Here is a 23,578-nt window from a genome sequence, read left to right as displayed (position 1 = left end):
CCTTGGCCAAGATTCTCGTGGTTACATCCGGCAAGGGTGGTGTGGGTAAGACCACCACCAGCGCCGCTATTGGTACCGGCCTCGCACTGCGTGGCCACAAGACTGTCATCGTCGACTTCGACGTCGGCCTGCGTAACCTCGATCTGATCATGGGCTGCGAACGCCGCGTGGTGTACGACTTCGTCAACGTCGTCAATGGCGAAGCCAACCTGCAGCAGGCCCTGATCAAGGACAAGCGCCTTGAGAACCTGTACGTCCTGGCCGCCAGCCAGACCCGCGACAAAGACGCGCTGACCCAGGAAGGCGTGGAAAAAGTCCTCATGCAGCTCAAGGAAGACTTCGAATTCGTGGTCTGCGATTCCCCGGCCGGCATCGAGAAAGGTGCTCACCTGGCGATGTACTTCGCCGACGAAGCCATCGTCGTGACCAACCCGGAAGTCTCCTCGGTACGTGACTCGGACCGCATGCTGGGCCTGCTGGCGAGCAAGTCGCGCCGCGCCGAGCGCAACGAAGACCCGATCAAGGAACACCTGCTGATCACCCGCTATCATCCAGAGCGCGTGAGCCAGGGCGAAATGCTTGGCGTCGAAGACGTCAAGGAAATCCTCTCGGTCGCTCTGCTGGGCGTGATTCCTGAATCCCAGGCGGTGCTCAAGGCATCCAACCAGGGCGTTCCGGTGATCCTCGACGACCAGAGTGACGCGGGCCAGGCCTATAGCGACACCGTTGACCGCCTTCTGGGCAAAAATGTGGAACATCGGTTCCTTGATGTGAAGAAGAAGGGATTCTTCGAGCGCCTGTTTGGAGGCAACTGACCAATGAACCTTTTTGACTTCTTTCGTGCCAGCAAAAAAGTAAGCACCGCGTCGGTCGCGAAAGAGCGTCTACAGATCATCGTGGCGCACGAACGCGGCCAACGTAGTACACCGGACTACCTGCCAGCCTTGCAGAAGGAACTGGTGGAGGTGATCCGCAAGTACGTCAACATCGGCTCCGATGATGTGCAGGTCGCTCTGGAAAACCAGGGCAGCTGCTCGATCCTGGAACTCAACATCACCCTGCCCGATCGTTGATCGGCGCCTACGGGTAACCTGCCACGGCGTGTGGGAGCGCGCTGGCCTCGCGATGCGATGTGACTGACATATCGCTATCGCGGGGCCAGCCGCCCCCACACGCCGTTGGCGTTTACAGAGAACACGCAATGCCGCTGTCCAATGTTCATATCCTCTTCGAGGATGATGCCATCCTCGTGGTCAACAAGCCGACCCTGCTGCTCTCGGTACCCGGGCGTGCCGACGACAACAAGGACTGCCTGATCACCCGCCTTCAGGAAAACGGCTACCCCGATGCCCTGATCGTCCATCGGCTGGATTGGGAAACCTCGGGGATCATCCTCCTGGCCCGCGATGCCGACAGTCACCGCGAATTGTCTCGCCAGTTCCACGACCGTGAAACCGAAAAGGCCTACACCGCCTTGTGCTGGGGCCAGCCGGAACTGGACAGCGGCAGCATCGACCTGCCCCTGCGCTACGATCCGCCCACCAAGCCACGCCATGTGGTCGACCACGAGCAGGGCAAGCACGCCCTGACGTTCTGGCGCATCCTGGAGCGTTGTGGCGACCATTGCCGGGTAGAACTGACGCCAATCACAGGCCGCTCGCACCAGTTGCGTGTACACATGCTGTCGATCGGTCATCCGCTGCTGGGTGACCGCTTGTATGCCTACCCTGCAGCACTGGCCGCCCACGAGCGCCTGTGCCTGCATGCGAGCATGCTCAGCTTTACCCACCCGGTTTCCGCTGAGCGTTTGCGCTTTGAGTGTCCGGCGCCGTTCTGAGTGATCGCATCGTGGGGCAAGCCCGCTCCCACTGTGGCTTGTGGGAGCGGGCTTGCCCCACGATGCTGACACCACAAAACCCCCACCAAGTACGTTAAACTCGCGCCACTGCTGTCTGGAGTGACCTATGCGCGATGCACTGAATCAAGGCCTGATCGATTTCCTCAAGGCTTCCCCCACGCCCTTCCATGCCACCGCCGCCCTGGCCCAGCGCCTGGAAGCTGCCGGTTACCAGCGCCTGGACGAGCGCGACAGCTGGGCCACCGTGTCCGGCGGTCGCTACTACCTGACTCGCAACGACTCCTCGATCATCGCTTTCAAACTCGGCCGTCATTCGCCGCTGCTCGATGGCATCCGACTGGTCGGCGCCCACACCGACAGCCCGTGCCTGCGGGTCAAGCCGCAGCCCGAGCTGCAGCGCCACGGCTTCTGGCAACTGGGCGTCGAAGTCTACGGCGGCGCCCTGCTGGCCCCGTGGTTCGACCGCGACCTGTCCCTGGCCGGGCGTGTGACCTTCCGCCGCGACGGCAAGGTTGAGAGCCAACTGGTCGATTTCCAGCTGCCGATTGCGGTGATCCCGAACCTTGCGATCCATCTCAACCGTACCGCCAACGAAGGCTGGGCGATCAACCCGCAGACCGAACTGCCGCCGATCCTGGCCCAGGTGGCCGGTGACGAACGTGTCGACTTCCGCGCCCTGCTGACCGAGCAACTGGCCCGCGAGCACGGCCTGAACGCCGATGTGGTACTCGATTACGAGCTGAGCTTCTACGACACCCAGAGCGCTGCCATGATTGGCTTGCACGGCGAATTCATCGCCGGGGCGCGCCTCGACAACCTGCTGTCCTGCTATGCCGGCCTGCAGGCCCTGCTCAATGCCGACAGCGACGAAACCTGCGTGCTGGTGTGCAACGACCACGAAGAAGTCGGCTCCTGCTCGGCCTGCGGTGCCGATGGCCCGATGCTCGAGCAGACCCTGCGCCGCCTGCTGCCCGACGGTGACGACTTCGTCCGCGCCATCCAGCGCTCGCTGCTGGTGTCGGCCGACAACGCCCATGGCGTTCACCCCAACTATGCCGACAAGCATGACGGCAACCACGGCCCCAAGCTCAATGCCGGCCCGGTGATCAAGGTCAACAACAACCAGCGTTACGCCACCAACAGCGAAACCGCCGGTTTCTTCCGCCACCTGTGCATGGCCGAAGAAGTGCCGGTGCAGAGCTTCGTGGTCCGCAGCGACATGGGCTGCGGCTCGACCATCGGCCCGATCACTGCCAGCCACCTGGGTGTGCGCACGGTGGACATCGGCCTGCCGACCTTCGCCATGCACTCGATCCGCGAACTGTGCGGTAGCCATGACCTGGCGCACCTGGTGAAGGTGCTGACGGCGTTCTATCGCAGTCGCGACTTGCCTTGATTGCGTAGCGCCTGCCTCGCCGGCACGCCAGCTCCCACGTACTGCATACACCAGACCTGATGGGAGCTGGCTTGCCAGCAATGAGGCCGGCCCAGGCAAACTGCCTGATCCCGGTCAAGCCCCCTCCCGCTGTTTCCCGCTATGCTTGCCTCATAACCGTCAGATCCAAGGACCTTGCCGCATGTCAGCTTTCCAATCCCTGTTCCTTCCAGTCATCGCCGGCCTGATCCTGCTGACCGTGGGTTTCAACATGCGCGACCGCAACATCGGTGTGTTCATGATGTGGATCGGTACCCTCGGGATGATCGGGATCATGTGCTGGAAGATCCTCGAGAAACTCAACTGACAAATACACTACACTCGGGCGATTGATCGTTTTGAGGTTGATTGTCCGGTGCCTGTCTTCTTCCGCGTTTTAACCCTGTTCCTGGCGTTTTTCATCGTGGCGCCCTCGCACGCCGCCGGCCTGCCGAGCCTGCTCGGTGGCAGCAAGGCGCAGCCCGAGGCCACCGAGCCGCTGGCGCAGTCACTGGATGAAGTGATCAAGTCGCTGGAAAACGACCAGCAGCGGGCCAAGCTGCTGGCCGACCTGAAAAAGCTGCGCGACAGCACCAAGCAGGCCCAACCCAGCGCCGAACAAGGCGTACTCGGCCTGATCGGCTCGACCTTCGGCGAACTCGAAAAACAGTTCAGTGGCGAGGCAAGCCCCTTCAACCGCTGGACCCGCGAACTGGAACTGGCCAAGATCGAACTCGATGCGCGCATGGTTCCCCTGCACGAATGGCCACCCATTCTGTTCGGCTTCGCCGCCATCATCGCCATCTGGAGCCTGGTGGCCTACGCCCTGAACTGGGCCAGCCATCAAGTACGGCTGCGCTTTGGCCTCACTGAAGAGCTGCCACAACACCCGCGCACCTGGGACCTGGTGCGTTTCGCCTTGCGCAAACTCGGGCCGTGGCTGGTGGCACTGGTGATCACCGTGTACCTGAGCTTCGCCCTGCCCTCGTCACTGGGCAAGTCGATGGCCATGGTGCTGGCCTATGCCCTGGTGGTAGGCACGTGTTTCTCGGCCATCTGCGTCATCGCCTTCTCGCTGCTCGACGGCCCTCACCGCCATCGCGCCTTGCACATCCTTCGTCACCAGGCTTTTCGGCCACTGTGGTTGATCGGCAGCTTCGCCGCTTTTGGCGAGGCGATGAACGACCCGCGCATGGCCAGTGCCCTGGGCGATCACCTGGCCCACACCCTGGCAACCCTGGCCAATATTCTTGCCGGGCTGTCTTCCGGCCTGTTCATCCTGCGTTTCCGGCGCCCGATCGCCCACCTGATCCGCAACCAGCCGCTGTCCCGGCGCCTGACGCGCCGGGCCTTGAGTGACACCATCGAAATCCTCGGCACCTTCTGGTACTTGCCTGCCCTGGTACTGGTAGGGATCTCGCTGATTGCCACCTTTGTCTCCGCCGGCGATACCAGCACCGCCTTGCGCCAGTCATTGATGTGTACGGTGTTGCTGATCCTGTGCATGGTCATCAACGGCCTGGTACGCCGCCACGGGCTCAAGCCCCTGCGCGCCCATCGCCGTCATGCCGTGTATGGCGAGCGCCTGCGCAACTTCGGCTACACCCTGGTACACATGACCATCTGGCTGGTGTTCATCGAATTGGGGCTGCGGGTCTGGGGCCTGTCGCTGATCACCTTTGCAGAGGGCGAAGGTCATGAAGTGGCGGTGCGCCTGTTCGGCCTGGCCGGTACCCTGATCGCCGCGTGGCTGGTGTGGATCCTCGCCGACACGGCGGTGCACCATGCCCTGACTCGCTCACGCAAAGGCCTGGCCAACACCCGCGCGCAGACCATGATGCCGCTGATCCGCAACGTGCTGTTCGTGACTATTTTCATCATTGCGGTGATTGTCGCCCTGGCCAACATGGGCATGAACGTCACCCCGTTGCTGGCCGGTGCCGGTGTGATTGGCCTGGCGATCGGCTTCGGTGCCCAGTCACTGGTGGCCGACCTGATCACCGGACTGTTCATCATCATCGAAGACTCCCTGGCCATCGACGACTATGTCGATGTCGGCGGCCACCTGGGTACGGTCGAAGGCCTGACCATCCGCACGGTGCGCCTGCGCGATATCGACGGTATCGTCCACACCATCCCGTTCAGTGAAATCAAGAGCATCAAGAACTACTCCCGCGAGTTCGGCTACGCAATCTTCCGCGTGGCCATCCCCCACAGCATGAACATCGACCAGGCCATCACCTTGATCCGCGATGTCGCCCAGAAGCTGCGCAACGATCCGTTGATGCGCCGCATCATCTGGTCGCCGCTGGAGCTGCAAGGGGTGGAGAGCTTCGAGTCAGGCTCGGCCGTCCTGCGCGCTCGCTTCAAGACCGCACCGATCAGGCAATGGGAAGTGTCGCGGGCGTTCAACCTGGCGCTCAAGCGTCAACTCGATGAAGCCGGGCTGGACCTGGCCACCCCACGCCTGAGCGTGCAAGTGATCACCGCCGGCGCCGGTACTCCGTTCAGCGAAGCCGAGGCAAAGGCCTAGCCCGCCTGGGCCTTGATCCGGATCGCGTCGTGGCGCCAGTACTCCAGGTCGCAGTCGATCAAGCGCCCCTGCTGGTCACTGTTGACCCGGGAGATGTGCAACCCCGGGCTTCCCGTGGAAACCTTGAGCACCGTCGCTGCCGCCAGCGGCAACGCCGTGGGCAGAATCTCGAAGCGTACCCGGCCGTAGTGGATTGCGTAGTGCCGCGCATACAGTTCGGTCAACGACTGGCTCAAATCATGTTCAAGAATGCCGGGGAAGTACTCAGGGTTGAGGTAATGCTCGGCATACAGCACCGCACGCCCGTCGATACGCCGCAGGCGGCAGATCTGGATCACGCTCGACAACGGCGATAGCTGCAAGCGCGCACACACCGAAGCCGCCGCCGGTTGCAGGCGCGCCGATACTAGCTCGGTACTGGCCTCCCGCCCCTGGGCACGCACCATCGCATGGAAATGACTGCGCTCGTTCAGGTCGTATGTGAGGCGCTCCGGCGCCACGAACCAGCCGCGCCGATCCTCCCGATAGATCAGCCCGCGTGCCTCCAGTTGCACCAGCGCCTCACGCAAGGTGATGCGCGTGGTATCGAACACCTCACTGAGTTTGCGCTCGGCGGGCAGCTTGCAACCGGGCGGCAGAAGGCCATGCTCGATCTGCTCCTGCAGGGCATGGCAGATAGCTGTTACTGCTCGGGGTGGCAGTGGCGGCATCAAAGGTTACCTATCTGGACTAGTCCAGCACCGGCAGCGCACACAAATGGCGCCTACAGGGCTATGAGAATAGAGCAAGCCTAGGCACTACAGATGAATGCCAGATGACAGCCAGGGTGGTCTACGCTTGATTTTCAGGGGCGCAGACCCTGGCCGGGCGGTCGGTATGGACATCAAATTGTCATGCACCATGCCTACCTTGGCTCAGGTATTGCTGACCTAGACCAACCGAATCGCAATTACGTCCAACACCACCATTCGCGTTTTGCAAGGCACCCACCAAGGAGCTTCGGATGAAACAGCTTTTTCTGGCGTCACTGCTAGGCTCGACCATCGCCCTGTGTACTTCGGCAATGGCTGCCGACACCGACCTCAAGGCCCTGGAGGACGCCGCCCGCAAGGAGGGTGCCGTCAACAGCGTGGGCATGCCCGATGCCTGGGCCAACTGGAAAGGTACCTGGGAAGACCTGGCGAAAAAATACAGCCTCAAGCACATGGACACCGACATGAGTTCGGCCCAGGAAGTGGCCAAGTTCGACGCCGAAAAAGACAACGCCAGTGCCGACATCGGTGACGTGGGCGCCGCCTTCGGCCCGATTGCCGTGGCCAAGGGCGTGACCCAGCCGTACAAGCCCAGCACCTGGGAGCAGGTGCCGGACTGGGCCAAGGACAAGGACGGCCACTGGGCCCTGGCCTATACCGGCACCATCGCCTTCATCATCAACAAGCAGTTGGTAAAAGAAGCCGACATGCCCAAGACCTGGCATGACCTGGAAAAAGGCAAGTACAAGGTCGCCATCGGTGACGTCGGCACTGCCGCCCAGGCCGCCAATGGGGTACTGGCTGCCGCCATCGCCTACAAGGGCGACGAGAAGAACATCGAGCCGGGCCTTCAGCTGTTCACCAAACTGGCCCAGCAAAAACGCTTGTCGCTGGCCAACCCGACCATCCAGACCCTGGAAAAGGGTGAGATCGAGGTGGGCGTGGTCTGGGACTTCAACGGCCTGAGCTACCGCCAGCAGATCGACCCTGACCGCTTTGAAGTGCTGATTCCTTCCGATGGCTCGGTGATCTCCGGCTACACCACCATCATCAACAAATACGCCAAGCACCCTAACGCCGCCAAACTGACCCGCGAGTACATCTTCAGCGATGCCGGGCAGACCAACCTCGCCATCGGCCACGCCCGGCCGATCCGCGCCGAGCACCTTAAACTGCCGGCCGATGTACAGGCCAAGCTGCTGCCCAACGAGCAGTACAAAGCCGTGCAGCCGATCAAGGATGCCGCGGCATGGGAAGCGACCTCCAAGAAACTGCCGCAGATGTGGCAGGAGCAAGTGATCATCGAGATGGAGTAAGCCTTTGTCGCGGGGCAAGCCCGCTCCCACCACAGGAGCCGGCTTGCCCCGCGACAGCTTCCCGCCAACCCCCGGAGCTACCATGAAGCACAACGTCATCCTGGTCCTGCTCGATGGCCTCAACCATCAGGTCGCCCACCACGCCATGGGCCACCTGCATGCCTATGTCGAAGCCGACCGCGCAGCCCTGTACCGCCTGGAATGCGAGCTGCCAGCGCTGTCGCGTCCGCTCTACGAATGCATTCTCACCGGTGTAGCGCCCATCGACAGCGGCATCGTGCATAACAACGTGACCCGCCTGTCCACCCAGCGCAGCATCTTCCACTATGCCCGCGAAGCCGGCCTGGGCACGGCGGCAGCGGCCTATCACTGGGTCAGCGAGCTGTACAACCGCTCGCCCTTCGTTCCGCTGCGCGACCGCCACACCCATGCCCCCAAGCTACCGATCCAGCACGGCCTGTTCTACTACGCCGATCACTACCCCGACTCGCACCTGTTCGCCGATGCCGAGTACCTGCGTCGTCGTCATGCACCGAACTTTCTGCTGGTACACCCGATGAACATCGACGACGCCGGCCACCGCCACGGCCTCGACAGCAGCCAGTACCGCAACAGCGCCCGCAGCGCCGACATCCTGCTGGCCGACTACCTGCACAGCTGGCTGCAGGAGGGCTACCAGGTGATCGTCACGGCCGATCACGGCATGAACAACGACCGCTCGCACAATGGCCTGCTGGCCGAGGAACGCGAAGTCCCCTTGTTCGTTTTCGGCGAGGCCTTCAGCCTCGATCCGGCCGCCAAGCCCTTGCAGACAGAACTGTGCGGGACGATCTGCGAATTGCTCGGCGTGCCCCACGACAAGCCCGTGTGCAGGGAGCTGCTCAAGTGAACTCGATCAAGCGCACACGGTGGCTGGCGTCGCTGTTCCTGCTGCCATTTGCGTTGTTCTTCATCATTTTCCAGATTGCCCCGCTGGCCTGGGTGGCGATTCACAGCCTGCAGGCCGAAAGCGGCTGGGGCCTGGAGAACTTCAGCAAGGTGTTCAGCTCCAGGTTCTACCGCCAGGCCATCCAGCACAGCCTTGAAATCAGTTTCTGGTCGAGTGTGTTCGGCATCCTGATCGCTATTCTCGGCAGCTACTCGCTGCGCAAGGTCGACTCGCGCCTGCGCGACTTCGTCAACGCCTTCGCCAACATGACCAGCAACTTCGCCGGTGTACCGCTGGCCTTCGCCTTCATCATCCTGCTCGGCTTCAACGGTGCATTGACCTTGCTGCTGAAACAGGCCGGGATCATCGAAGACTTCAACCTCTATTCAAAAACCGGCCTGATCATTCTCTACACCTACTTCCAGATTCCCCTCGGGGTGCTGCTGCTCTACCCCGCCTTCGACGCCCTGCGCGAAGACTGGCGCGAGTCGGCTGAACTGCTCGGTGCCAATGCCTGGCAATACTGGCGGCATATCGGCCTACCGGTGATGGCCCCGGCCTTGCTGGGCACCTTCGTGATCCTCCTGGCCAATGCACTGGGTGCCTACGCGACGGTCTATGCGCTGACCACGGGCAATTTCAACGTGCTGCCCATCCGTATTGCCGCATTGGTAGCAGGGGACATCTCCCTGGACCCGAACCTGGCCAGCGCCCTGGCAATTATCCTGGTGGGGCTAATGACCCTGGTGACCATCGTTCACCAATGGCTGTTGAAGAGGAGCTACCATGTCACGCGTTGAACCGGGCACGGCCCGCCTCTACCACCGCCTGATGGTCTACCTGCTGTTCCTGATCCTGTTGTTGCCCCTGGCTGGCACCCTGCTCTACTCCCTGGCCACCAGTTGGTCGGCGAGCCTGCTGCCCAGTGGACTGACCTTCAAGTGGTACCTGGCGCTGTGGAGCGACCCCCGTTTCCTGGCGGCCTTCGGCCAGTCGCTCCTGGTGTGCGTCGGCGCACTGCTGCTATCGGTGCTGCTGATCCTGCCGCTGTTGTTCGTGGTCCATTACCACTTTCCACGGCTCGATGCGCTGATGAACATCCTCATCCTGCTGCCCTTTGCGGTGCCGCCGGTGGTGTCGTCGGTGGGCTTGCTGCAGTTATATGGTTCTGGCCCCATGGCCATGGTCGGTACCCCGTGGATCCTGATCGGCTGCTACTTCACTGTGGCACTGCCGTTCATGTACCGGGCCATTACCAACAACCTGCAGGCGATCAACCTGCGCGACCTGATGGACGCGGCCCAGTTGCTGGGTGCCAGCACCTTCCAGGCGGCGTTCCTGGTGGTGCTGCCCAACCTGCGCAAGGGCTTGCTGGTGGCCTTGCTGCTGTCGTTCTCGTTCCTGTTCGGCGAATTCGTGTTCGCCAACCTGCTGGTGGGTACCCGCTACGAGACCCTGCAGGTGTACCTGAACAACATGCGCAACAGCAGCGGCCACTTCAACAGCGCCCTGGTGATTTCCTATTTCTTCTTCGTGCTGGTGCTGACCTGGGCAGCCAACCGCCTGAACAAGGACAAATCCTGATATGAGTTTTGTCAGCGTACAGAATCTGCAAAAAAGCTACGGCGCCAGCCCGGTGTTCACCGACATCAATTGCCACATCGAGCGCGGTGAGTTCGTCACCCTGCTGGGCCCATCGGGCTGCGGCAAATCCACCCTGCTGCGCTGTATTGCCGGCCTGACGGCCGTCGACAGCGGCAAGATCCTCCTCGACGGCAGCGACCTCGTCCCCCTGAGCCCGCAAAAGCGTGGCATCGGCATGGTATTCCAGAGCTATGCACTGTTCCCCAACATGACCGTGGAACAGAACGTAGCCTTTGGCCTGCGCATGCAGAAGGTCAATGCCGACGACAGTCGCAGCCGGGTCCGCGAGGTATTGCAACTGGTCGAACTGCAGGACTTCGCCAGCCGCTACCCGCACCAGCTGTCTGGCGGCCAGTGCCAGCGCGTGGCCCTGGCGCGCTCGCTGGTCACCCGCCCGCGCCTGCTGCTGCTGGACGAGCCGCTCTCGGCACTGGATGCGCGGATCCGCAAACACCTGCGCGAACAGATCCGTCAGATCCAGCGCGAACTGGGCCTGACCACCATTTTCGTCACCCATGACCAGGAAGAAGCGCTGACCATGTCTGATCGCATCTTCCTGATGAACCAGGGTCGCATCGTCCAGAGCGGCGATGCCGAAACCCTTTACACCGCCCCGGTTGACGTCTTTGCCGCGGGTTTTATCGGCAACTACAACCTGCTCGATGCCGACAGCGCCAGCCGCCTGCTGCAGCGCCCGGTCAGCAGCCGCCTGGCGATTCGACCGGAAGCCATCGCCCTGAGCCTGAGCGGCGAACTCGAAGGCCAGGTGCTGAGTCACAGCCTATTGGGCAACGTGATCCGTTACCGGATCCAGGCTCGCGGGGTAGAGTTGCTGGTCGATGTCCTCAACCGCTCGTCTGCCGATCTGCACGCAGACGGCCAGCGGGTATCCTTGTCGATCGATCCCACCGCCCTCTGCGAAGTCGCCTGAGGGTTGCACAGGAGTTTTTCTGAACATGGCACTAGCGATTTTCGATCTGGACGAAACCCTGATCCACGGTGATTGCGCCTCCTTGTGGAGCGAACAGATGGCCCGCCTCGAGTGGGTCGATGGTGAATCCTTCCTGCGCCGCGACCGGGAACTGATGGATGCCTACGGCAAGGGCCACCTGGCCATGGAAGACTACATGGCCTTCAGCCTGGAGCCGGTGGCCGGACGCAGCCTGGAAGAGGTCGAGCATCTGGTCGAACCCTGGGTCGAGGACTTTATCGAGCCGATCATCTTCAGTGATGCGTGCAAGTGCATTGCCCAGCATCGTAAGCAAGGCGACCGTATCCTGGTGATTTCTGCCTCCGGCACCCACCTGGTGGGGCCGATCGCAGCGCGCCTGGGCATCGACGAATACCTGGGGATCAACCTTGAGGTCGAAAATGGCGTGTACACCGGCAAGACCACCGGTGTGCTGACCTACCGCGAAGGCAAGATCACCCGGTTGCTGGAGTGGCTCGATCAGGAAGAGGAAAACCTCGAGGGGGCGAGCTTCTATTCAGACTCGCGCAATGACCTGCCGCTGCTGCTGAAGGTGGACTACCCCCATGTGGTCAATCCCGACCCGGTGTTGCGCGAACATGCAGAGAAGAACGGCTGGCCGATTCATGCCTGGACGTGATTGAAACAAGCATCCGAGGCAAGCCCGCTCCCACCGCAGGAGCGGGCTTGCCTCGCGATCTACGGCCTATACCAGGCTTTCGTCGATCACCAGCACCAACTTGCCCGACACCTGGTTGCTCGCCAGTTCGGCAAACGCTGCCTCGGCATCCTTGACCGGGTACGCCTTGGCCAATTGCGGCTTGAGCCGACCTTCGGTGAACAACGGCCACACCTGCTGCCCCAGGTCACTGAGCAGATCCGCCTTGAACTGATCGTCGCGGGTGCGCAGGGTCGAGCCCAGCACCTGCACGCGCTTGACCAGCAATTGCGCCAGGTCCAGCTCTGCTTTGCGCCCGCCCATCAAGCCAATGATTACCCAGCGCCCGTCACGGGCCAGCAACTTGAGGTTGAGCTCGGCATAGTTCGCCCCGACCGGGTCGAGGATCACATCGAACGGGCCGAAGTCGTTGAGGCTGTTCAGGTCATCACCGCGCACCACACCGGCGCTGGCGCCCAGCGACTCGCAGTAAGCCAGGCGCTCGGCCGAACCGACACTCACCCAGCAGGGGCTGCCGAACGCCTTGCACAGCTGGATCGCCGCCGACCCCACGCCACTGGCCCCTGCATGCAACAGCACCTTCTCGCCCGGCTTGAGCCCGGCCAGTTGGAACACATTGAGCCAGGCCGTTGCATACACCTCCGGGATCGCGGCAGCCTCTGCCAGGCTCAGACCTTCGGGCACCGGCAGCACATGACGGGCATCGACCACCACCTCCTCGGCCATGCCGCCACCGGCCAGCAGCGCGCACACCCGATCCCCCACCTGCCAGGACGACCCGGCACCCACTTCGGTAATCACCCCGGAACACTCCAGCCCCAGAAACTCACTGGCGCCCGGCGGCGGCGGGTAAAGCCCGGCGCGCTGCAGCAAGTCGGCACGATTGAGGCCGGCTGCGGCCACTCGAATTCGTACTTGACCGATATCGCAAGCTGGACTTGTCGTCGCAACCCACTCCACATGTCCGTCAACGCCTTGCAATGCTTTCACAGTGCCTCCATAGTTGAGTCATGACTGAGCCCGGGAGCTGTAGCCCCGGGCTTTTTGCATTATGCGTCCGGTTTTCATGGAACCGGCGAATCCAAAGACGGCCTAATATGCGTGATCAATTGTCCCTACGTCGAATCAGCATGAAGCATTTTCTGCCAAGCACCACCCTCGCCCTGTTGATCGGTCTGGGCAGTCTGCCGTTGGTGGGCAGTGCTTGGGCCAGCAACAGCTGGGACAAACTCCAGCCCGGGCGTGACGAAGTGGTCGCCAGCCTCAACGTGGTCGAGCTGCTCAAGCGCCACCACTACAGCAAACCACCGCTCAACGACGCGCGCTCGGTCATCATCTACGACAGCTACATCAAGCTGCTCGACCCGGCCCGCAGCTATTTCCTGGCCAGCGACATCGCCGAGTTCGACAAGTGGAAGACCCAGTTCGACGACTTCCTCAAGAGCGGCAACCTCGATCCTGGCTTCACCATCTACAAACGTTACCTGGATCGGGTCAAATCGCGCCTGGACTTCGCCCTCGCCGAGCTGAACAAGGGTGTCGAGAACTTCGACTTCAGCACCAAGGAAACCCTGCTGATCGACCGCAAGGACGCCCCGTGGCTGAAGAACCAGGCCGAACTCGACGACCTGTGGCGCAAACGGGTCAAGGACGAAGTGCTGCGCCTGAAGATCGCCGGCAAAGAGCCCAAGGCCATCCAGGAGCTGTTGACCAAGCGCTACAAGAACCAGCTCACCCGCCTCGACCAGACCCGCGCCGAAGATATCTTCCAGGCCTACATCAACACCTTCGCCCAGTCCTACGACCCGCACACCAACTACCTGTCGCCTGACAACGCGGAAAACTTCGATATCAACATGAGCCTGTCGCTCGAAGGTATCGGCGCCGTGCTGCAAAGTGACAACGACCTGGTCAAGATCGTGCGCCTGGTACCGGCCGGCCCTGCCGCCAAGACCAAGCAAGTGGCCCCTGCCGACAAGATCATCGGCGTAGCCCAGGGCGACAAGGAAATGGTCGATGTCATCGGCTGGCGCCTGGACGAAGTGGTCAAGCTGATCCGCGGCCCGAAAGGCTCGGTGGTTCGCCTTGAAGTCATTCCGGCGACCAACGCCCCGAATGACCAGACCAGCAAGATCGTGCCGATCACCCGCGAGGCGGTGAAGCTTGAAGAGCAGGCGGCGAAAAAATCCGTGCTCAAGCTCAAGCAGGATGGCCGCGACTACAAGCTCGGCATCATCGAGATCCCGGCCTTCTACCTGGACTTCAAGGCATTCCGTGCCGGTGATCCAGAGTACAAGAGCACCACCCGCGACGTGAAAAAACTGCTCACCGAACTGCAGAAGGAAAAAGTCGACGGCGTGGTCATCGACCTGCGCAACAACGGCGGCGGTTCCCTGCAGGAAGCCACGGAGCTGACCAGCCTGTTCATCGACAAGGGCCCGACCGTACTGGTGCGCAACAGCGACGGCCGCGTCGACGTGCTTGAAGATGAAAACAACGGCGCCTTCTACAAAGGCCCGCTGGCCCTGGTGGTCAACCGCCTTTCAGCCTCGGCCTCGGAAATTTTCGCCGGCGCCATGCAGGACTATCACCGCGCGCTGATCCTCGGTGGCCAGACCTTCGGCAAGGGCACCGTGCAGACCATCCAGCCGCTCAACCATGGCGAACTGAAGCTGACCCTGGCCAAGTTCTACCGGGTTTCCGGGCAGAGTACCCAGCATCAGGGCGTGCTGCCTGACATCGACTACCCGTCGATCATCGACACCAAGGAAATCGGTGAGAGCGCCCTGCCAGAGGCCATGCCATGGGACACCATCCGCCCGGCCATCAAGCCTGCGGTCGACCCGTTCAAGCCGTTCCTGGCCCAGCTCAAGGCCCGTCACGATAGCCGTACGGCCAAGGACCCGGAGTTTGTCTACATCCGCGACCGCCTGGCGCTGACCCAGAAGCTGATGAACGAAAAAACCGTGAGCCTCAACGAAGCCGAGCGACGCGCCCAGCACGCCGATATCGAAAGCAAGCAGTTGGCACTGGAGAACACCCGTCGCAAAGCCAAGGGCGAAGAGCCGCTCAAGGAGCTGAAGAAAGAAGACGAAGACGCCCTGCCCGCCGAGCCGGACGACACCAAACCCGAGGACGACGCCTACCTGAGCGAGTCCGGGCGTATCCTGCTCGACTACCTCGGGTTGAACTCGGCGGTGGCCAAGAACAACCGCTGAAACGGTAATGGCAAAATAATGTGACCGTGCCGCCATTGGGTCATTAAACAGTCACGAATCTGTCGTGAAATAAAGGGACTGAAGCCGTTGGCTCCAGTCCCTTTATTTCAAGGTAGTGCTGCCCATGACCGTGACCGAACAGCTCAGCGCGTTGAGCACCATTCTGGCTCAAAGCGGCTTGCACAGTCTGTTCCAGCCCATTGTCTGCCTGTCGCAGCGACGCATCCTCGGCTACGAGGCCTTGAGCCGCGGCCCCTCCAACAGCCCCCTGCACTCACCGATCAACCTGTTTGCCGTCGCCCGCCAGGCCGGACGCCTGACCGAGCTGGAGGTGGCCTGTCGGGAAAGCGCCTGCCGCCGCTTCAGCCAGCAGCAACTGGAGGGCAAGCTGTTTCTCAACGTCTCTCCCGAATCGCTGCTGGAACCCCAATACCAGTCCGGGCGCACCCTGAAAATGCTCCACGACCTGGGGCTCTCGCCCAGCCGGGTAGTGATCGAGTTGACCGAGCAGACCCCCACCGACGACTTCCAGTTGCTGTTCAATGCCCTGCACCACTACCGCGACATGGGTTTTTCGATTGCCCTTGATGACCTGGGCGCTGGATATTCGAGCCTGCGGCTGTGGTCGGAACTGCGCCCGGACTACGTCAAGATCGACCGCCATTTCATCGATGGCATCCACCAGGACGCAGTCAAGCGCGAGTTTGTCGGCTCCATCCTGCAGATTGCTCGCGCATCGCGGGCCCAGGTGATCGCCGAAGGCATCGAACTTGCCGAGGAGCTCCAGGTGCTGACCGACATGGGCGTCGATCTGGTCCAGGGCTATCTGCTCGGCCGCCCCCAGGAGCAGGCGTCACGGGACATCCAGCAGATGCTCGGCAGCACGAGCCGCGAGGTACAGGTACTGAACGACGACTGCGGCAACCTGGCCGCGCTGCTCAACGAGCAACCTGCGGTGGCGCACGGCACCCCCACCGCACAAGTGCTGGAGTTGTTCCGCCGCCAGGCCAACCTCAACTCGGTGGCGGTGCTGAACGAGCGACGCCAGCCCTGCGGAATCGTCCACCGTCACTCGTTGTCTGATGCGCTGCTCAAGCCGTTTGCGACCGACCTGTTCGCACGCAAGCCGATCAGTCGCCTGATGAGCGATGATTTCCTGGCCGTAGAGCTGGTGCAGTCGCTGCAAAAGGTCAGTCGCCTGCTGACCAGCCGCGCCCGCCAGCGTATCGAAGAAGACTTCATCATTACCCACAACGGCCGCTACCTGGGCCTGGGCCGGGTGATTGATGTGCTCAAGCTGATTACCGAACAGAAGATCCAACAGGCACGCTATGCCAACCCGTTGACCCTGCTGCCAGGTAACGTACCGATCCAGCAATGCCTCACTCGCCTGCTGCAACAGCAGCGCGAGGCGGCGATCTGCTATGTGGATATCGACAGCTTCAAGCCATTCAACGACATCTATGGCTACGCCCGCGGCGATGAAGTGCTGCTGTGCCTGGCGCAGTGCCTGAACGAACGGGTCGACCCCAACCACGACTTCGTCGGCCACATTGGCGGCGATGATTTCATGCTGGTGCTGGGCTCCGCAGATTGGGAGCGGAGGTTGCAGTTACTGCTGGAAGACTTTCAGAAACAGTGTCGACGCTTCTACCGCGCCGAGCACCTGCAGGCAGGTTGCTTCATTGCCCCCAACCGCCAGGGCCAGCGGCAGGAGTTTGCGCTATTGTCGCTGTCGATCGGCGTGGTGCATCTGCACCCGCAAGCCTGCGCCGGCCTGGATGCAGGGCAACTGGCTGAACTGGCCTCGCAGGCCAAGCACCAGGCCAAGGACCTGTCCGGGCACAGTGTCTATCGAATCGACACTGTCCCTGACGCTCAAGCTTCCTCGGGGTAGCTGTACTCGAACACGCGGACCACTTCGGAGGCATGCCAGGACGCGGCGGCCATACCGTCGGAAGGCCCGGAAAAACGCCCCAGCCGCTCGACACACTCAAAAAAGCCCGTGCGCGGCAAGCGGCTGGCACCCTGGCTGATCACCAGCGAGCTGCGCAATGGCTGCTCGGCTCGGGCGTCCAGTGCTGCCAGATGTTCAAGCGCAGCGGTCAGTGTCTGCATGGCAGGGCTCGGCAGTTGCAGGCGTTCGAGCAAAGCACGGTAGGTCAACAAGTGGCGCTGGCGACGGGCCAGATCCAGCTCGCCAAGCAGGCCATCCCAGTGCTGGCGACTGATGCGTACGCTGCTCACGACGGTTCGCTCCATCCGGCCACCCCCAACTCCCAGGCCAGGCTGCGGCGAATGGCGGCATCCGGCTGGCGTTCGCCGCTCTCGATCAGCGCCAGGTACACCGGGCTGATGCCGACGCTGCGCGCCAATTGCTCCGGCGCCAGGCCCTTGCCTTCACGCAAACGCGCCAGCTCGCTGAAACTTGGCAAGCTGGCGCTTTGGGATGGGGTGGATTCTGTGTGCTCGACGGCGACCTGCTCGGCTTGGCCGGCGGCCTTGAGCAGTGCCTGGTACTGCTCCCAGGGTACAACCGCGTACTCGGGTTGACCGTCTCGGCTGATGACCTGAATACTCATTACAACCCCCTTGTAGGACTACGACATGTAATCCGTAGGCATAACCCTTATGCCAATTATATTACCAGCCACAAGGGTGTGCAGGGGAGCGCGGTGTAATCAGCTTTTTTCCTGCTCCAGCCGCAGGGATTCGGCGGTAGCGGGGAGTCGCTCGACAACCCGCAGCTTCTCGGGCGCCTGCCGCGTCCGCCAGGCATTGAACGCCTCCAGTTCATCGGAAACGGCTTTCAGCACCCAGGCCAGCACGGCGATGTCATCGAGAAAGCCCACACCCAGCAGCCAGTCGGGAATGGCGTCCAGGGGGCTGACGAAATACAGCAACCCCGCTACCACGGTCACCAGCGCTTTGGGGCTGATGGCGCGGTACTCCCCCCGCCACCAGGCCAGGCACAGGGCCTGCAGCAAACCCACATCTTCACGCAGCTTGCCAAGCCTTGGCCCTTTGCGCGCCACGGCAAAAATCAGTGCCGGCAGACGGCCACGGCTGAGCAGGCGCTCGGCCAGGGGCAGAAAGCGGGCAAAATTCCACGGTGCTTTCATATGGCCTCCAGGGACCAGCCAGGGAAAGGTTATCCACAATTATTGTGGATAACCTTGTGAACAGAGCGAGATTTGCCCCTCGAGGCGCCCGCCAGGCAAGGGCCGGGGTCAAATCGGGCGTTTTTTACACACCTGTTTCAATGGCGCAAACGTTTTGCCCATCGTGCGCCTTTTCGGCGTTCGTTGCAGCTTTTCAGACCTTGCCTTGCCTTCGGGGTTCGATGCAATCGCCAGAAACGACAACGCCCCGTCGAGACGGGGCGTTGTCGTTAACGCGGCAGCTTACTCGGCTGCGGCGTCGGCTTCAGGCTTGGCCTGATCCTTGATGCCCAGCAGTTCCAGCTCGAAAACCAGGACCGAGTTGGCCGGGATCATCGGGCTCGGGCTCTGGGCGCCGTAGGCCAGGTCAGCCGGGATGAACAGTTTGTACTTCTCGCCCACGTGCATCAGTTGCAGGCCTTCGACCCAACCCGGGATCACGCCGCTGACCGGCAGGTCGATCGGGCTGCCACGCTCGACGGAGCTGTCGAAGACCTTGCCGTCGATCAGCTTGCCTTCGTAGTGGACAGTGACCACGTCAGTCGGCTTTGGCTGGGCGCCGTCGGCCTTCTTGATCACTTCGTACTGCAGGCCGGAAGCGGTGGTCACGACACCGGTCTTCTTGCCGTTTTCTTCAAGGAATTTCTTGCCAGCGGCAGCCGACTCTTCGCTCATCTTGACCAGACGCTCTTCAGCGCGCTTCTGCAAGGCAGCAAAGGCTTCGACCAGTTCATCGTCCTTGATCTTCTGCTCTTTGTTGCCAACAGCATCTTCGATGCCTTGAGCAACTGCTTTCGAATCAAGGTCGTCCATGCCTTCCTGAGCCAGGCTTTTGCCCATGTTCAGGCCAATACCGTAGGAGGCTTTCTGTGCCGGAGTCTTGAGCTCGACGCTGGTCTGCGAATCGCAACCCGCCAGGACCAGACTAACCAGGGCAACCGCAGCCGCCAACCGATGCTGTTTCATGCTATTTCCTTGTTCATGCGCCGATAGGGCAATCGAGTAAAGCCGCGAGCTTATCAGGCGGCCACGACCAATGGCTACCGGCATGAGAGCAACAAAAGCCGGATAAGTTCAGCCAGTTAAAACCTTCTTCATACAAAGCTGCAGCCAGTGGCCAGTATTGACGGGGCATGGCGCTTGAGCAAATTTGCGCGCAGTTTTTGTAGCAGTTTGTAATAAGGACAGGATTTCAGGGGTAGCTGCCGTCGCGGTACTGCGCGGCCACTTCGCGCAGCACTTCGCACAACCAGCGGGCCGGCAAACTCAGTGGCAACGCGGCGTTGCTGCAGATGCCCACCGAACCGCCCGGCTCTTGCACACCCAGGTCCAGTTCGCACAACTCGCCCCGGCCCAGATCGACCCGCACGGCGTCACGCGGCGCTACCCATACGGCATCGCTGCCTTGCACATAACGGCGACTCAGGGCTGGCGACAGGGTTTCCAGGCGCTGCAGCGGTTGCTCGATGGCGCACTGCACGAACAGACTGTCGGCGTGCTTGCGGATGGTCGTACCGGCCAGCGGCAGTACCAATGGATAGCGGCCGACCTGGCTACGCTCGACAGGCTGACCGGCCAGCAGCGGATGTCCCGGACGCACCACCAGCGACATCGACTCGCTGTACAGGTGCTCGAACAACAAGCCCTGGATCTGCGGGCTGTCGGTCATGCGCCCGATCACCAGGTCCAGCTCGCCGACATGCAATTGCGCCAGCAAATGAGCGCTGGGGCCGGTGGCCACGCTGACCACCAGGGCCTCATGGCGCTGGTGCAGGCGACAGAGCACCTCGGGCATCAGCAGGCTTTCAACCGTAGACAGCACACCGACACGCACCTGTGGCGGTGCATGCTCCTCACCCCGCAAGGTACTCACACCCTCACGCAGGGCCTGGACGCTGGGCCCGGCATAACGCATGAAACGCACCCCGGCCGGGGTTAGTTCGACGCCTTGCTTGCTGCGCTCGAACAGGCGTGTCTGCAGCAGGTCTTCAAGCTCCTTGAGGGTCTTGGAGATGGCAGGCTGGCTGATCGCCATGGCATCGGCAGCCTTGGCGAAACTGCCCTGGCGGGCAATTTCGAGAAAGCACAGCAGGTGGCGGAATTTGATACGGGTGTCGAGGTTCATCGCCGGAGTTTATCGGCGCGGGCTTTCGCGGAGCAAGCCCGCTCCTACGGGGCTTGTCCGATCTCTACCTGATCACCACACAAGCGCACCGGCCACACCTGCAACGCCTGCCCCGCATCCTCCAGGCAACGACCGTCACTCAAGCAGAAGTGCTGCTTGTACAAGGGCGCCGCCACCACCAGTTCGCCGTTCAGATGCCCCACCAGTCCACGGCCAATCACATTGGCGCCGGACCTGGGGTCGACGTTATCAACGGCATACACCGGTGTGCTCTGCCCTGGCAGGTAGAACAGCGCCACCTGCCGTCCCTCGAACCACACCACCACTCCCGATTGCGCCACCAGGTCATCGCGGTTGCACACGGCCTGCCAGTGTCGGGCTTGCAGGTTTACAGCAACAGTGGACACGCTCATCACAGCACCTCTTCAGTGGTCGGGATCAAGTGAAGTTCAGCGGCGCCGATCGGTCGGCGCTGGCCACGCTCGCGGACAAAATGCACGCCTGGGTCCGGGCGCTGGTCGTTGACGAAGGTACGGAAACGCTTGAGTTTTTCCGGGTCCTTCAGGGCATTCGCCCATTCGCATTCGTATCGGTCGACCACCAGTTGCATCTGCGCTTCAAGCTCCGCGCCCAGGCCCAGGCTGTCGTCGAGAATCACGTGCTTGAGGTAGTCCAAGCCGCCCTCGAGGCTTTCACGCCACACCGAGGTGCGCTGCAATTTGTCGGCAGTACGGATGTAGAACATCAGCACCCGGTCGATGGTGCGGATCAGCGCGGCATCGTCCAGGTCGGTAGCGAACAGTTCGGCATGCCGTGGACGCATGCCGCCGTTGCCGCAGACGTACAGGTTCCAGCCCTTCTCGGTGGCGATCACACCGATATCCTTGCTCTGCGCCTCGGCACACTCACGGGTGCAGCCCGATACCGCGAACTTGAGTTTGTGCGGTGAGCGCAGGCCCTTGTAGCGGTCTTCCAGGGTCAGGGCCATGTGTACGCTGTCCTGTACGCCATAGCGGCACCAGGTGCTGCCGACACAGGATTTGACCGTGCGTGTGGACTTGCCATAGGCATGACCGGTCTCGAATCCGGCCTCGATCAGTTCGCCCCAGATGGCCGGCAACTCGTGAAGCTGGGCCCCGAACAGGTCGATGCGCTGGCCGCCGGTGATCTTGGTGTAGAGGTCGTACTTCTTCGCCACCTGGCCAATGACGATGAGCTTGTCCGGGGTGATTTCGCCGCCCGGGATGCGCGGTACCACCGAGTAGGTGCCGTTCTTCTGCATGTTGGCCATGAAAGTGTCGTTGGTGTCCTGCAGCGGTACCAGCGACGGGTCCATGATCGGCTGGTTCCAGCACGAGGCCAGGATCGAGCCAACGGTGGGTTTGCAGATGTCGCAGCCCACATGGCCGCGGCCATGTTTGGCGAGCATCTCATCGAAACTCAGGATGCCCTCCACCCGCACCAGGGCGTAGAGCTCCTGGCGGGTGTAGGCGAAGTGTTCGCACAGGCTCTTGTCGACGCTGGCACCGCGGGCGATCAACTCATGCTCGAACACCTGCTTGAGTAGCGCCGCGCAGCCACCGCATCCGGTACAGGCCTTGGTCTGCTGCTTGAGCGCACCCAGTTCGCCGCAGCCGTTGTCGATGGCGCTGCAGATCGCGCCCTTGCTGACGTTGTGACAAGAACAGATGGTTGCGCTGTCGGGCAAGGCATCGGCGCCCAGGGTTGGCGCACCGGTCGATTGCGGCAAGATCAGCGCAGATGGATCGGCAGGCAATGCGATGCCGTTTTGTGCGTACTGCAGCAGCGTATCGTAGTAACTGTTGTCGCCCACCAGCACCGCACCCAACACGCGCTTGCCGCTGGCATCGACCACCAGACGACGGTACGCCGAGTTGGCTTCGTCGATAAAGCGATAGCTGCGCGCCCCCGGCGTCGCACCCTGGGCATCACCTATGGAGCCGACATCGACACCCAGCAACTTGAGCTTGGTCGACATGTCGGCACCGGTGAAGCTGGCGGCCTCTTCACCGGCCAGTGTCGCGGCCACATTGCGCGCCATGGTGTAGCCCGGCGCGACCAAACCGAACACGCTGCCATTCCACGAAGCACATTCGCCGATGGCGAAGATCTGCGCATCGCTGGTGCGGCAGTTACTGTCGATCACCACGCCTCCACGGGCGGCGATTTCCAGGCCGCTGCTGCGACCCAGCGCATCCCGCGGGCGGATGCCGGCGGAGAATACGATCAGGTCGGTTTCAAGACTCTCACCGCCATCGAAGTTCATCCGGTAGCGGTAGTCATCGCCGGCAACCACCGATTGGGTTGCCCGTGACAGATGCACCCCAACGCCCAGTGCCTCGATCTGCGCACGCAGAGCCGCGCCGCCTTCAGCGTCGAGCTGTACCGGCATCAGGCGCGGGGCAAACTCCACCACTTGAGCTTCCAGGCCCAGGGACTTGAGGGCGTTGGCCGCCTCAAGCCCCAACAGCCCGCCACCGACCACCACCCCGCGCCGGGCACCCGTTGCAGCGGCGCGGATGGCGTCCAGATCATCCAGGGTGCGGTACACCAGGCGCGAAGCGCCCTCACACCCCTCGATGGGCGGCACGAAGGGATAAGAGCCGGTGGCCAGGATCAGTTGGTCATAGGCATAGCGTCCAAGCGGGGTCACCACCTCGCGGCGCTCGCGATCGATCGCCACCACCGCCTCCTGCAGGTGCAGGCTGATGCCGTGTTCGGCATACAACCCCACTGCACCCAGGGCCAAGGTTTCGGCATCGCTGCCGTTGAAGTACTCCGACAGGTGAACCCGGTCGTAGGCGCGTTGACGCTCCTCACCGAACACCTGCACCTCGAAACGGCCCAAGGCTCCTCGCTCGATCAGTTGCTCGACGCAGTGATGCCCCACCATGCCGTTGCCAACGATGATCAGTTTTTCTCGCTGGGCGATGGTCGTTGCTGCATTCATACCCGATCC

23 protein-coding genes are annotated in these 23,578 nt (G+C 62.1%); 14 read left to right on the top strand and 9 right to left on the bottom strand.

Annotated features, from left to right (window positions below):
- The first annotated feature begins 2 nt into the window (after window positions 1–2).
- The 6 genes from minD to H621_RS0111990 all read left to right on the top strand — a co-directional run bounded on the left by minD (window position 3) and on the right by H621_RS0111990 (window position 5,805).
- Window positions 3–815: a septum site-determining protein MinD gene (minD, locus tag H621_RS0112015; protein WP_028943638.1), complete on the top strand. Its 813-nt coding sequence runs from the start codon at window positions 3–5 to the stop codon at window positions 813–815.
- 3 nt (window positions 816–818) lie between these two features.
- A complete protein-coding gene (minE, locus tag H621_RS0112010) occupies window positions 819–1,073 on the top strand; it encodes a cell division topological specificity factor MinE (protein ID WP_010224188.1) in 255 nt (84 codons plus the stop codon).
- A 128-nt stretch (window positions 1,074–1,201) separates the two neighbouring features.
- Window positions 1,202–1,837, top strand: a complete 636-nt coding sequence (locus H621_RS0112005; RefSeq protein ID WP_028943637.1) for an RluA family pseudouridine synthase — start codon at window positions 1,202–1,204, stop codon at window positions 1,835–1,837.
- Between the two features lie 127 nt (window positions 1,838–1,964).
- Window positions 1,965–3,254: a M18 family aminopeptidase gene (locus H621_RS0112000; RefSeq protein ID WP_028943636.1), complete on the top strand. Its 1,290-nt coding sequence runs from the start codon at window positions 1,965–1,967 to the stop codon at window positions 3,252–3,254.
- Between the two features lie 181 nt (window positions 3,255–3,435).
- On the top strand, window positions 3,436–3,600 hold the full coding sequence (locus tag H621_RS28730; protein WP_167332108.1) for a hypothetical protein: 165 nt from the start codon (window positions 3,436–3,438) through the stop codon (window positions 3,598–3,600).
- Between the two features lie 48 nt (window positions 3,601–3,648).
- Complete coding sequence (locus tag H621_RS0111990; protein ID WP_028943635.1) at window positions 3,649–5,805, top strand: mechanosensitive ion channel family protein; 2,157 nt, start codon at window positions 3,649–3,651, stop codon at window positions 5,803–5,805.
- Here the strand turns inward: H621_RS0111990 and phnR are convergent.
- Window positions 5,802–6,515, bottom strand: coding sequence for a phosphonate utilization transcriptional regulator PhnR (gene phnR / locus H621_RS0111985; protein WP_028943634.1), 714 nt, complete (start codon window positions 6,513–6,515; stop codon window positions 5,802–5,804). The two genes, H621_RS0111990 and phnR, sit on opposite strands and share 4 nt — an antisense overlap.
- Before the next feature lie 293 nt (window positions 6,516–6,808).
- Here phnR and H621_RS0111980 point away from each other — a divergent pair, with 293 nt between their 5' ends.
- The 6 genes from H621_RS0111980 (at window position 6,809) to H621_RS0111955 (ending at window position 12,055) form a co-directional block, all read left to right on the top strand.
- On the top strand, window positions 6,809–7,873 hold the full coding sequence (locus H621_RS0111980; protein ID WP_028943633.1) for an ABC transporter substrate-binding protein: 1,065 nt from the start codon (window positions 6,809–6,811) through the stop codon (window positions 7,871–7,873).
- Window positions 7,874–7,955: 82 nt separating this feature from the next.
- Window positions 7,956–8,762, top strand: a complete 807-nt coding sequence (locus H621_RS0111975) for an alkaline phosphatase family protein (RefSeq protein WP_028943632.1) — start codon at window positions 7,956–7,958, stop codon at window positions 8,760–8,762.
- 5 nt (window positions 8,763–8,767) lie between these two features.
- Complete coding sequence (locus H621_RS0111970) at window positions 8,768–9,601, top strand: ABC transporter permease (RefSeq protein WP_167332112.1); 834 nt, start codon at window positions 8,768–8,770, stop codon at window positions 9,599–9,601.
- Window positions 9,588–10,385 (top strand): ABC transporter permease, encoded by a 798-nt coding sequence (locus tag H621_RS0111965; protein ID WP_028943630.1) that lies wholly within the window; start codon window positions 9,588–9,590, stop codon window positions 10,383–10,385. Before H621_RS0111970 ends, H621_RS0111965 begins: the two co-directional genes overlap by 14 nt.
- 1 nt (window position 10,386) lies before the next feature.
- Window positions 10,387–11,376, top strand: coding sequence for an ABC transporter ATP-binding protein (locus H621_RS0111960; RefSeq protein WP_028943629.1), 990 nt, complete (start codon window positions 10,387–10,389; stop codon window positions 11,374–11,376).
- 25 nt (window positions 11,377–11,401) lie between these two features.
- Window positions 11,402–12,055: an HAD family hydrolase gene (locus tag H621_RS0111955; RefSeq protein ID WP_028943628.1), complete on the top strand. Its 654-nt coding sequence runs from the start codon at window positions 11,402–11,404 to the stop codon at window positions 12,053–12,055.
- Between the two features lie 66 nt (window positions 12,056–12,121).
- Here the strand turns inward: H621_RS0111955 and H621_RS0111950 are convergent, their stop codons facing one another.
- Window positions 12,122–13,084 (bottom strand): NAD(P)H-quinone oxidoreductase, encoded by a 963-nt coding sequence (locus tag H621_RS0111950; protein ID WP_028943627.1) that lies wholly within the window; start codon window positions 13,082–13,084, stop codon window positions 12,122–12,124.
- Between the two features lie 140 nt (window positions 13,085–13,224).
- On the opposite strand from H621_RS0111950, the gene H621_RS0111945 reads away from it, so the two are divergent.
- Together H621_RS0111945 and H621_RS0111940 are read left to right on the top strand one after the other, a co-directional pair.
- Window positions 13,225–15,312: a carboxy terminal-processing peptidase gene (locus H621_RS0111945; protein ID WP_167332107.1), complete on the top strand. Its 2,088-nt coding sequence runs from the start codon at window positions 13,225–13,227 to the stop codon at window positions 15,310–15,312.
- A 124-nt stretch (window positions 15,313–15,436) separates the two neighbouring features.
- Entirely contained in the window at window positions 15,437–17,209 is a 1,773-nt protein-coding gene (locus tag H621_RS0111940; RefSeq protein WP_028943625.1) for a bifunctional diguanylate cyclase/phosphodiesterase, read from the top strand.
- Here the strand turns inward: H621_RS0111940 and H621_RS0111935 are convergent.
- The 7 genes from H621_RS0111935 to nirB form a co-directional block, all read right to left on the bottom strand.
- Window positions 17,191–17,574, bottom strand: coding sequence for a hypothetical protein (locus H621_RS0111935; protein WP_036989745.1), 384 nt, complete (start codon window positions 17,572–17,574; stop codon window positions 17,191–17,193). The two genes, H621_RS0111940 and H621_RS0111935, sit on opposite strands and share 19 nt — an antisense overlap.
- Entirely contained in the window at window positions 17,556–17,894 is a 339-nt protein-coding gene (locus H621_RS0111930; RefSeq protein WP_028943623.1) for a helix-turn-helix domain-containing protein, read from the bottom strand. Before H621_RS0111930 ends, H621_RS0111935 begins: the two co-directional genes overlap by 19 nt.
- 99 nt (window positions 17,895–17,993) lie before the next feature.
- Complete coding sequence (locus tag H621_RS0111925; RefSeq protein WP_028943622.1) at window positions 17,994–18,434, bottom strand: YkvA family protein; 441 nt, start codon at window positions 18,432–18,434, stop codon at window positions 17,994–17,996.
- A gap of 282 nt (window positions 18,435–18,716) precedes the next feature.
- The gene (bamJ, locus tag H621_RS0111920) at window positions 18,717–19,439 is read right to left on the bottom strand and encodes a BamJ family beta-barrel-assembly machinery protein (RefSeq protein WP_028943621.1); all 723 of its coding nucleotides are present in this window, start codon (window positions 19,437–19,439) and stop codon (window positions 18,717–18,719) included.
- A gap of 226 nt (window positions 19,440–19,665) precedes the next feature.
- The gene (gene pcaQ / locus H621_RS0111915; protein WP_028943620.1) at window positions 19,666–20,598 is read right to left on the bottom strand and encodes a pca operon transcription factor PcaQ; all 933 of its coding nucleotides are present in this window, start codon (window positions 20,596–20,598) and stop codon (window positions 19,666–19,668) included.
- Window positions 20,599–20,642: 44 nt separating this feature from the next.
- A complete protein-coding gene (gene nirD, locus H621_RS0111910; RefSeq protein ID WP_028943619.1) occupies window positions 20,643–21,011 on the bottom strand; it encodes a nitrite reductase small subunit NirD in 369 nt (122 codons plus the stop codon).
- Window positions 21,011–23,569 (bottom strand): nitrite reductase large subunit NirB, encoded by a 2,559-nt coding sequence (gene nirB / locus H621_RS0111905; protein ID WP_028943618.1) that lies wholly within the window; start codon window positions 23,567–23,569, stop codon window positions 21,011–21,013. Before nirB ends, nirD begins: the two co-directional genes overlap by 1 nt.
- Between the last annotated feature and the right edge of the window lie 9 nt (window positions 23,570–23,578).

The sequence above is a fragment of the Pseudomonas vranovensis DSM 16006 genome (assembly GCF_000425805.1).
GTDB lineage: Bacteria > Pseudomonadota > Gammaproteobacteria > Pseudomonadales > Pseudomonadaceae > Aquipseudomonas > Aquipseudomonas vranovensis.
Note: the sequence above shows the minus strand (reverse complement) of the source record. Positions and strands in the feature narration are given on the sequence as shown.

Coding starts and splice junctions, on each gene's coding strand:
- H621_RS0111930 (WP_028943623.1), bottom strand. CDS start 17,894: ATGAGTATTCAGGTCATCAGCCGAGACGGTCAACCCGAGTACGCGGTT.
- bamJ (WP_028943621.1), bottom strand. CDS start 19,439: ATGAAACAGCATCGGTTGGCGGCTGCGGTTGCCCTGGTTAGTCTGGTC.
- H621_RS0111945 (WP_167332107.1), top strand. CDS start 13,225: ATGAAGCATTTTCTGCCAAGCACCACCCTCGCCCTGTTGATCGGTCTG.
- H621_RS0111975 (WP_028943632.1), top strand. CDS start 7,956: ATGAAGCACAACGTCATCCTGGTCCTGCTCGATGGCCTCAACCATCAG.
- phnR (WP_028943634.1), bottom strand. CDS start 6,515: ATGCCGCCACTGCCACCCCGAGCAGTAACAGCTATCTGCCATGCCCTG.
- H621_RS0111965 (WP_028943630.1), top strand. CDS start 9,588: ATGTCACGCGTTGAACCGGGCACGGCCCGCCTCTACCACCGCCTGATG.
- H621_RS0112000 (WP_028943636.1), top strand. CDS start 1,965: ATGCGCGATGCACTGAATCAAGGCCTGATCGATTTCCTCAAGGCTTCC.
- nirD (WP_028943619.1), bottom strand. CDS start 21,011: ATGAGCGTGTCCACTGTTGCTGTAAACCTGCAAGCCCGACACTGGCAG.
- H621_RS0111980 (WP_028943633.1), top strand. CDS start 6,809: ATGAAACAGCTTTTTCTGGCGTCACTGCTAGGCTCGACCATCGCCCTG.
- H621_RS28730 (WP_167332108.1), top strand. CDS start 3,436: ATGTCAGCTTTCCAATCCCTGTTCCTTCCAGTCATCGCCGGCCTGATC.
- minE (WP_010224188.1), top strand. CDS start 819: ATGAACCTTTTTGACTTCTTTCGTGCCAGCAAAAAAGTAAGCACCGCG.
- H621_RS0111960 (WP_028943629.1), top strand. CDS start 10,387: ATGAGTTTTGTCAGCGTACAGAATCTGCAAAAAAGCTACGGCGCCAGC.
- nirB (WP_028943618.1), bottom strand. CDS start 23,569: ATGAATGCAGCAACGACCATCGCCCAGCGAGAAAAACTGATCATCGTT.
- pcaQ (WP_028943620.1), bottom strand. CDS start 20,598: ATGAACCTCGACACCCGTATCAAATTCCGCCACCTGCTGTGCTTTCTC.
- H621_RS0111955 (WP_028943628.1), top strand. CDS start 11,402: ATGGCACTAGCGATTTTCGATCTGGACGAAACCCTGATCCACGGTGAT.
- H621_RS0111925 (WP_028943622.1), bottom strand. CDS start 18,434: ATGAAAGCACCGTGGAATTTTGCCCGCTTTCTGCCCCTGGCCGAGCGC.
- H621_RS0111935 (WP_036989745.1), bottom strand. CDS start 17,574: ATGGAGCGAACCGTCGTGAGCAGCGTACGCATCAGTCGCCAGCACTGG.
- H621_RS0112005 (WP_028943637.1), top strand. CDS start 1,202: ATGCCGCTGTCCAATGTTCATATCCTCTTCGAGGATGATGCCATCCTC.
- H621_RS0111940 (WP_028943625.1), top strand. CDS start 15,437: ATGACCGTGACCGAACAGCTCAGCGCGTTGAGCACCATTCTGGCTCAA.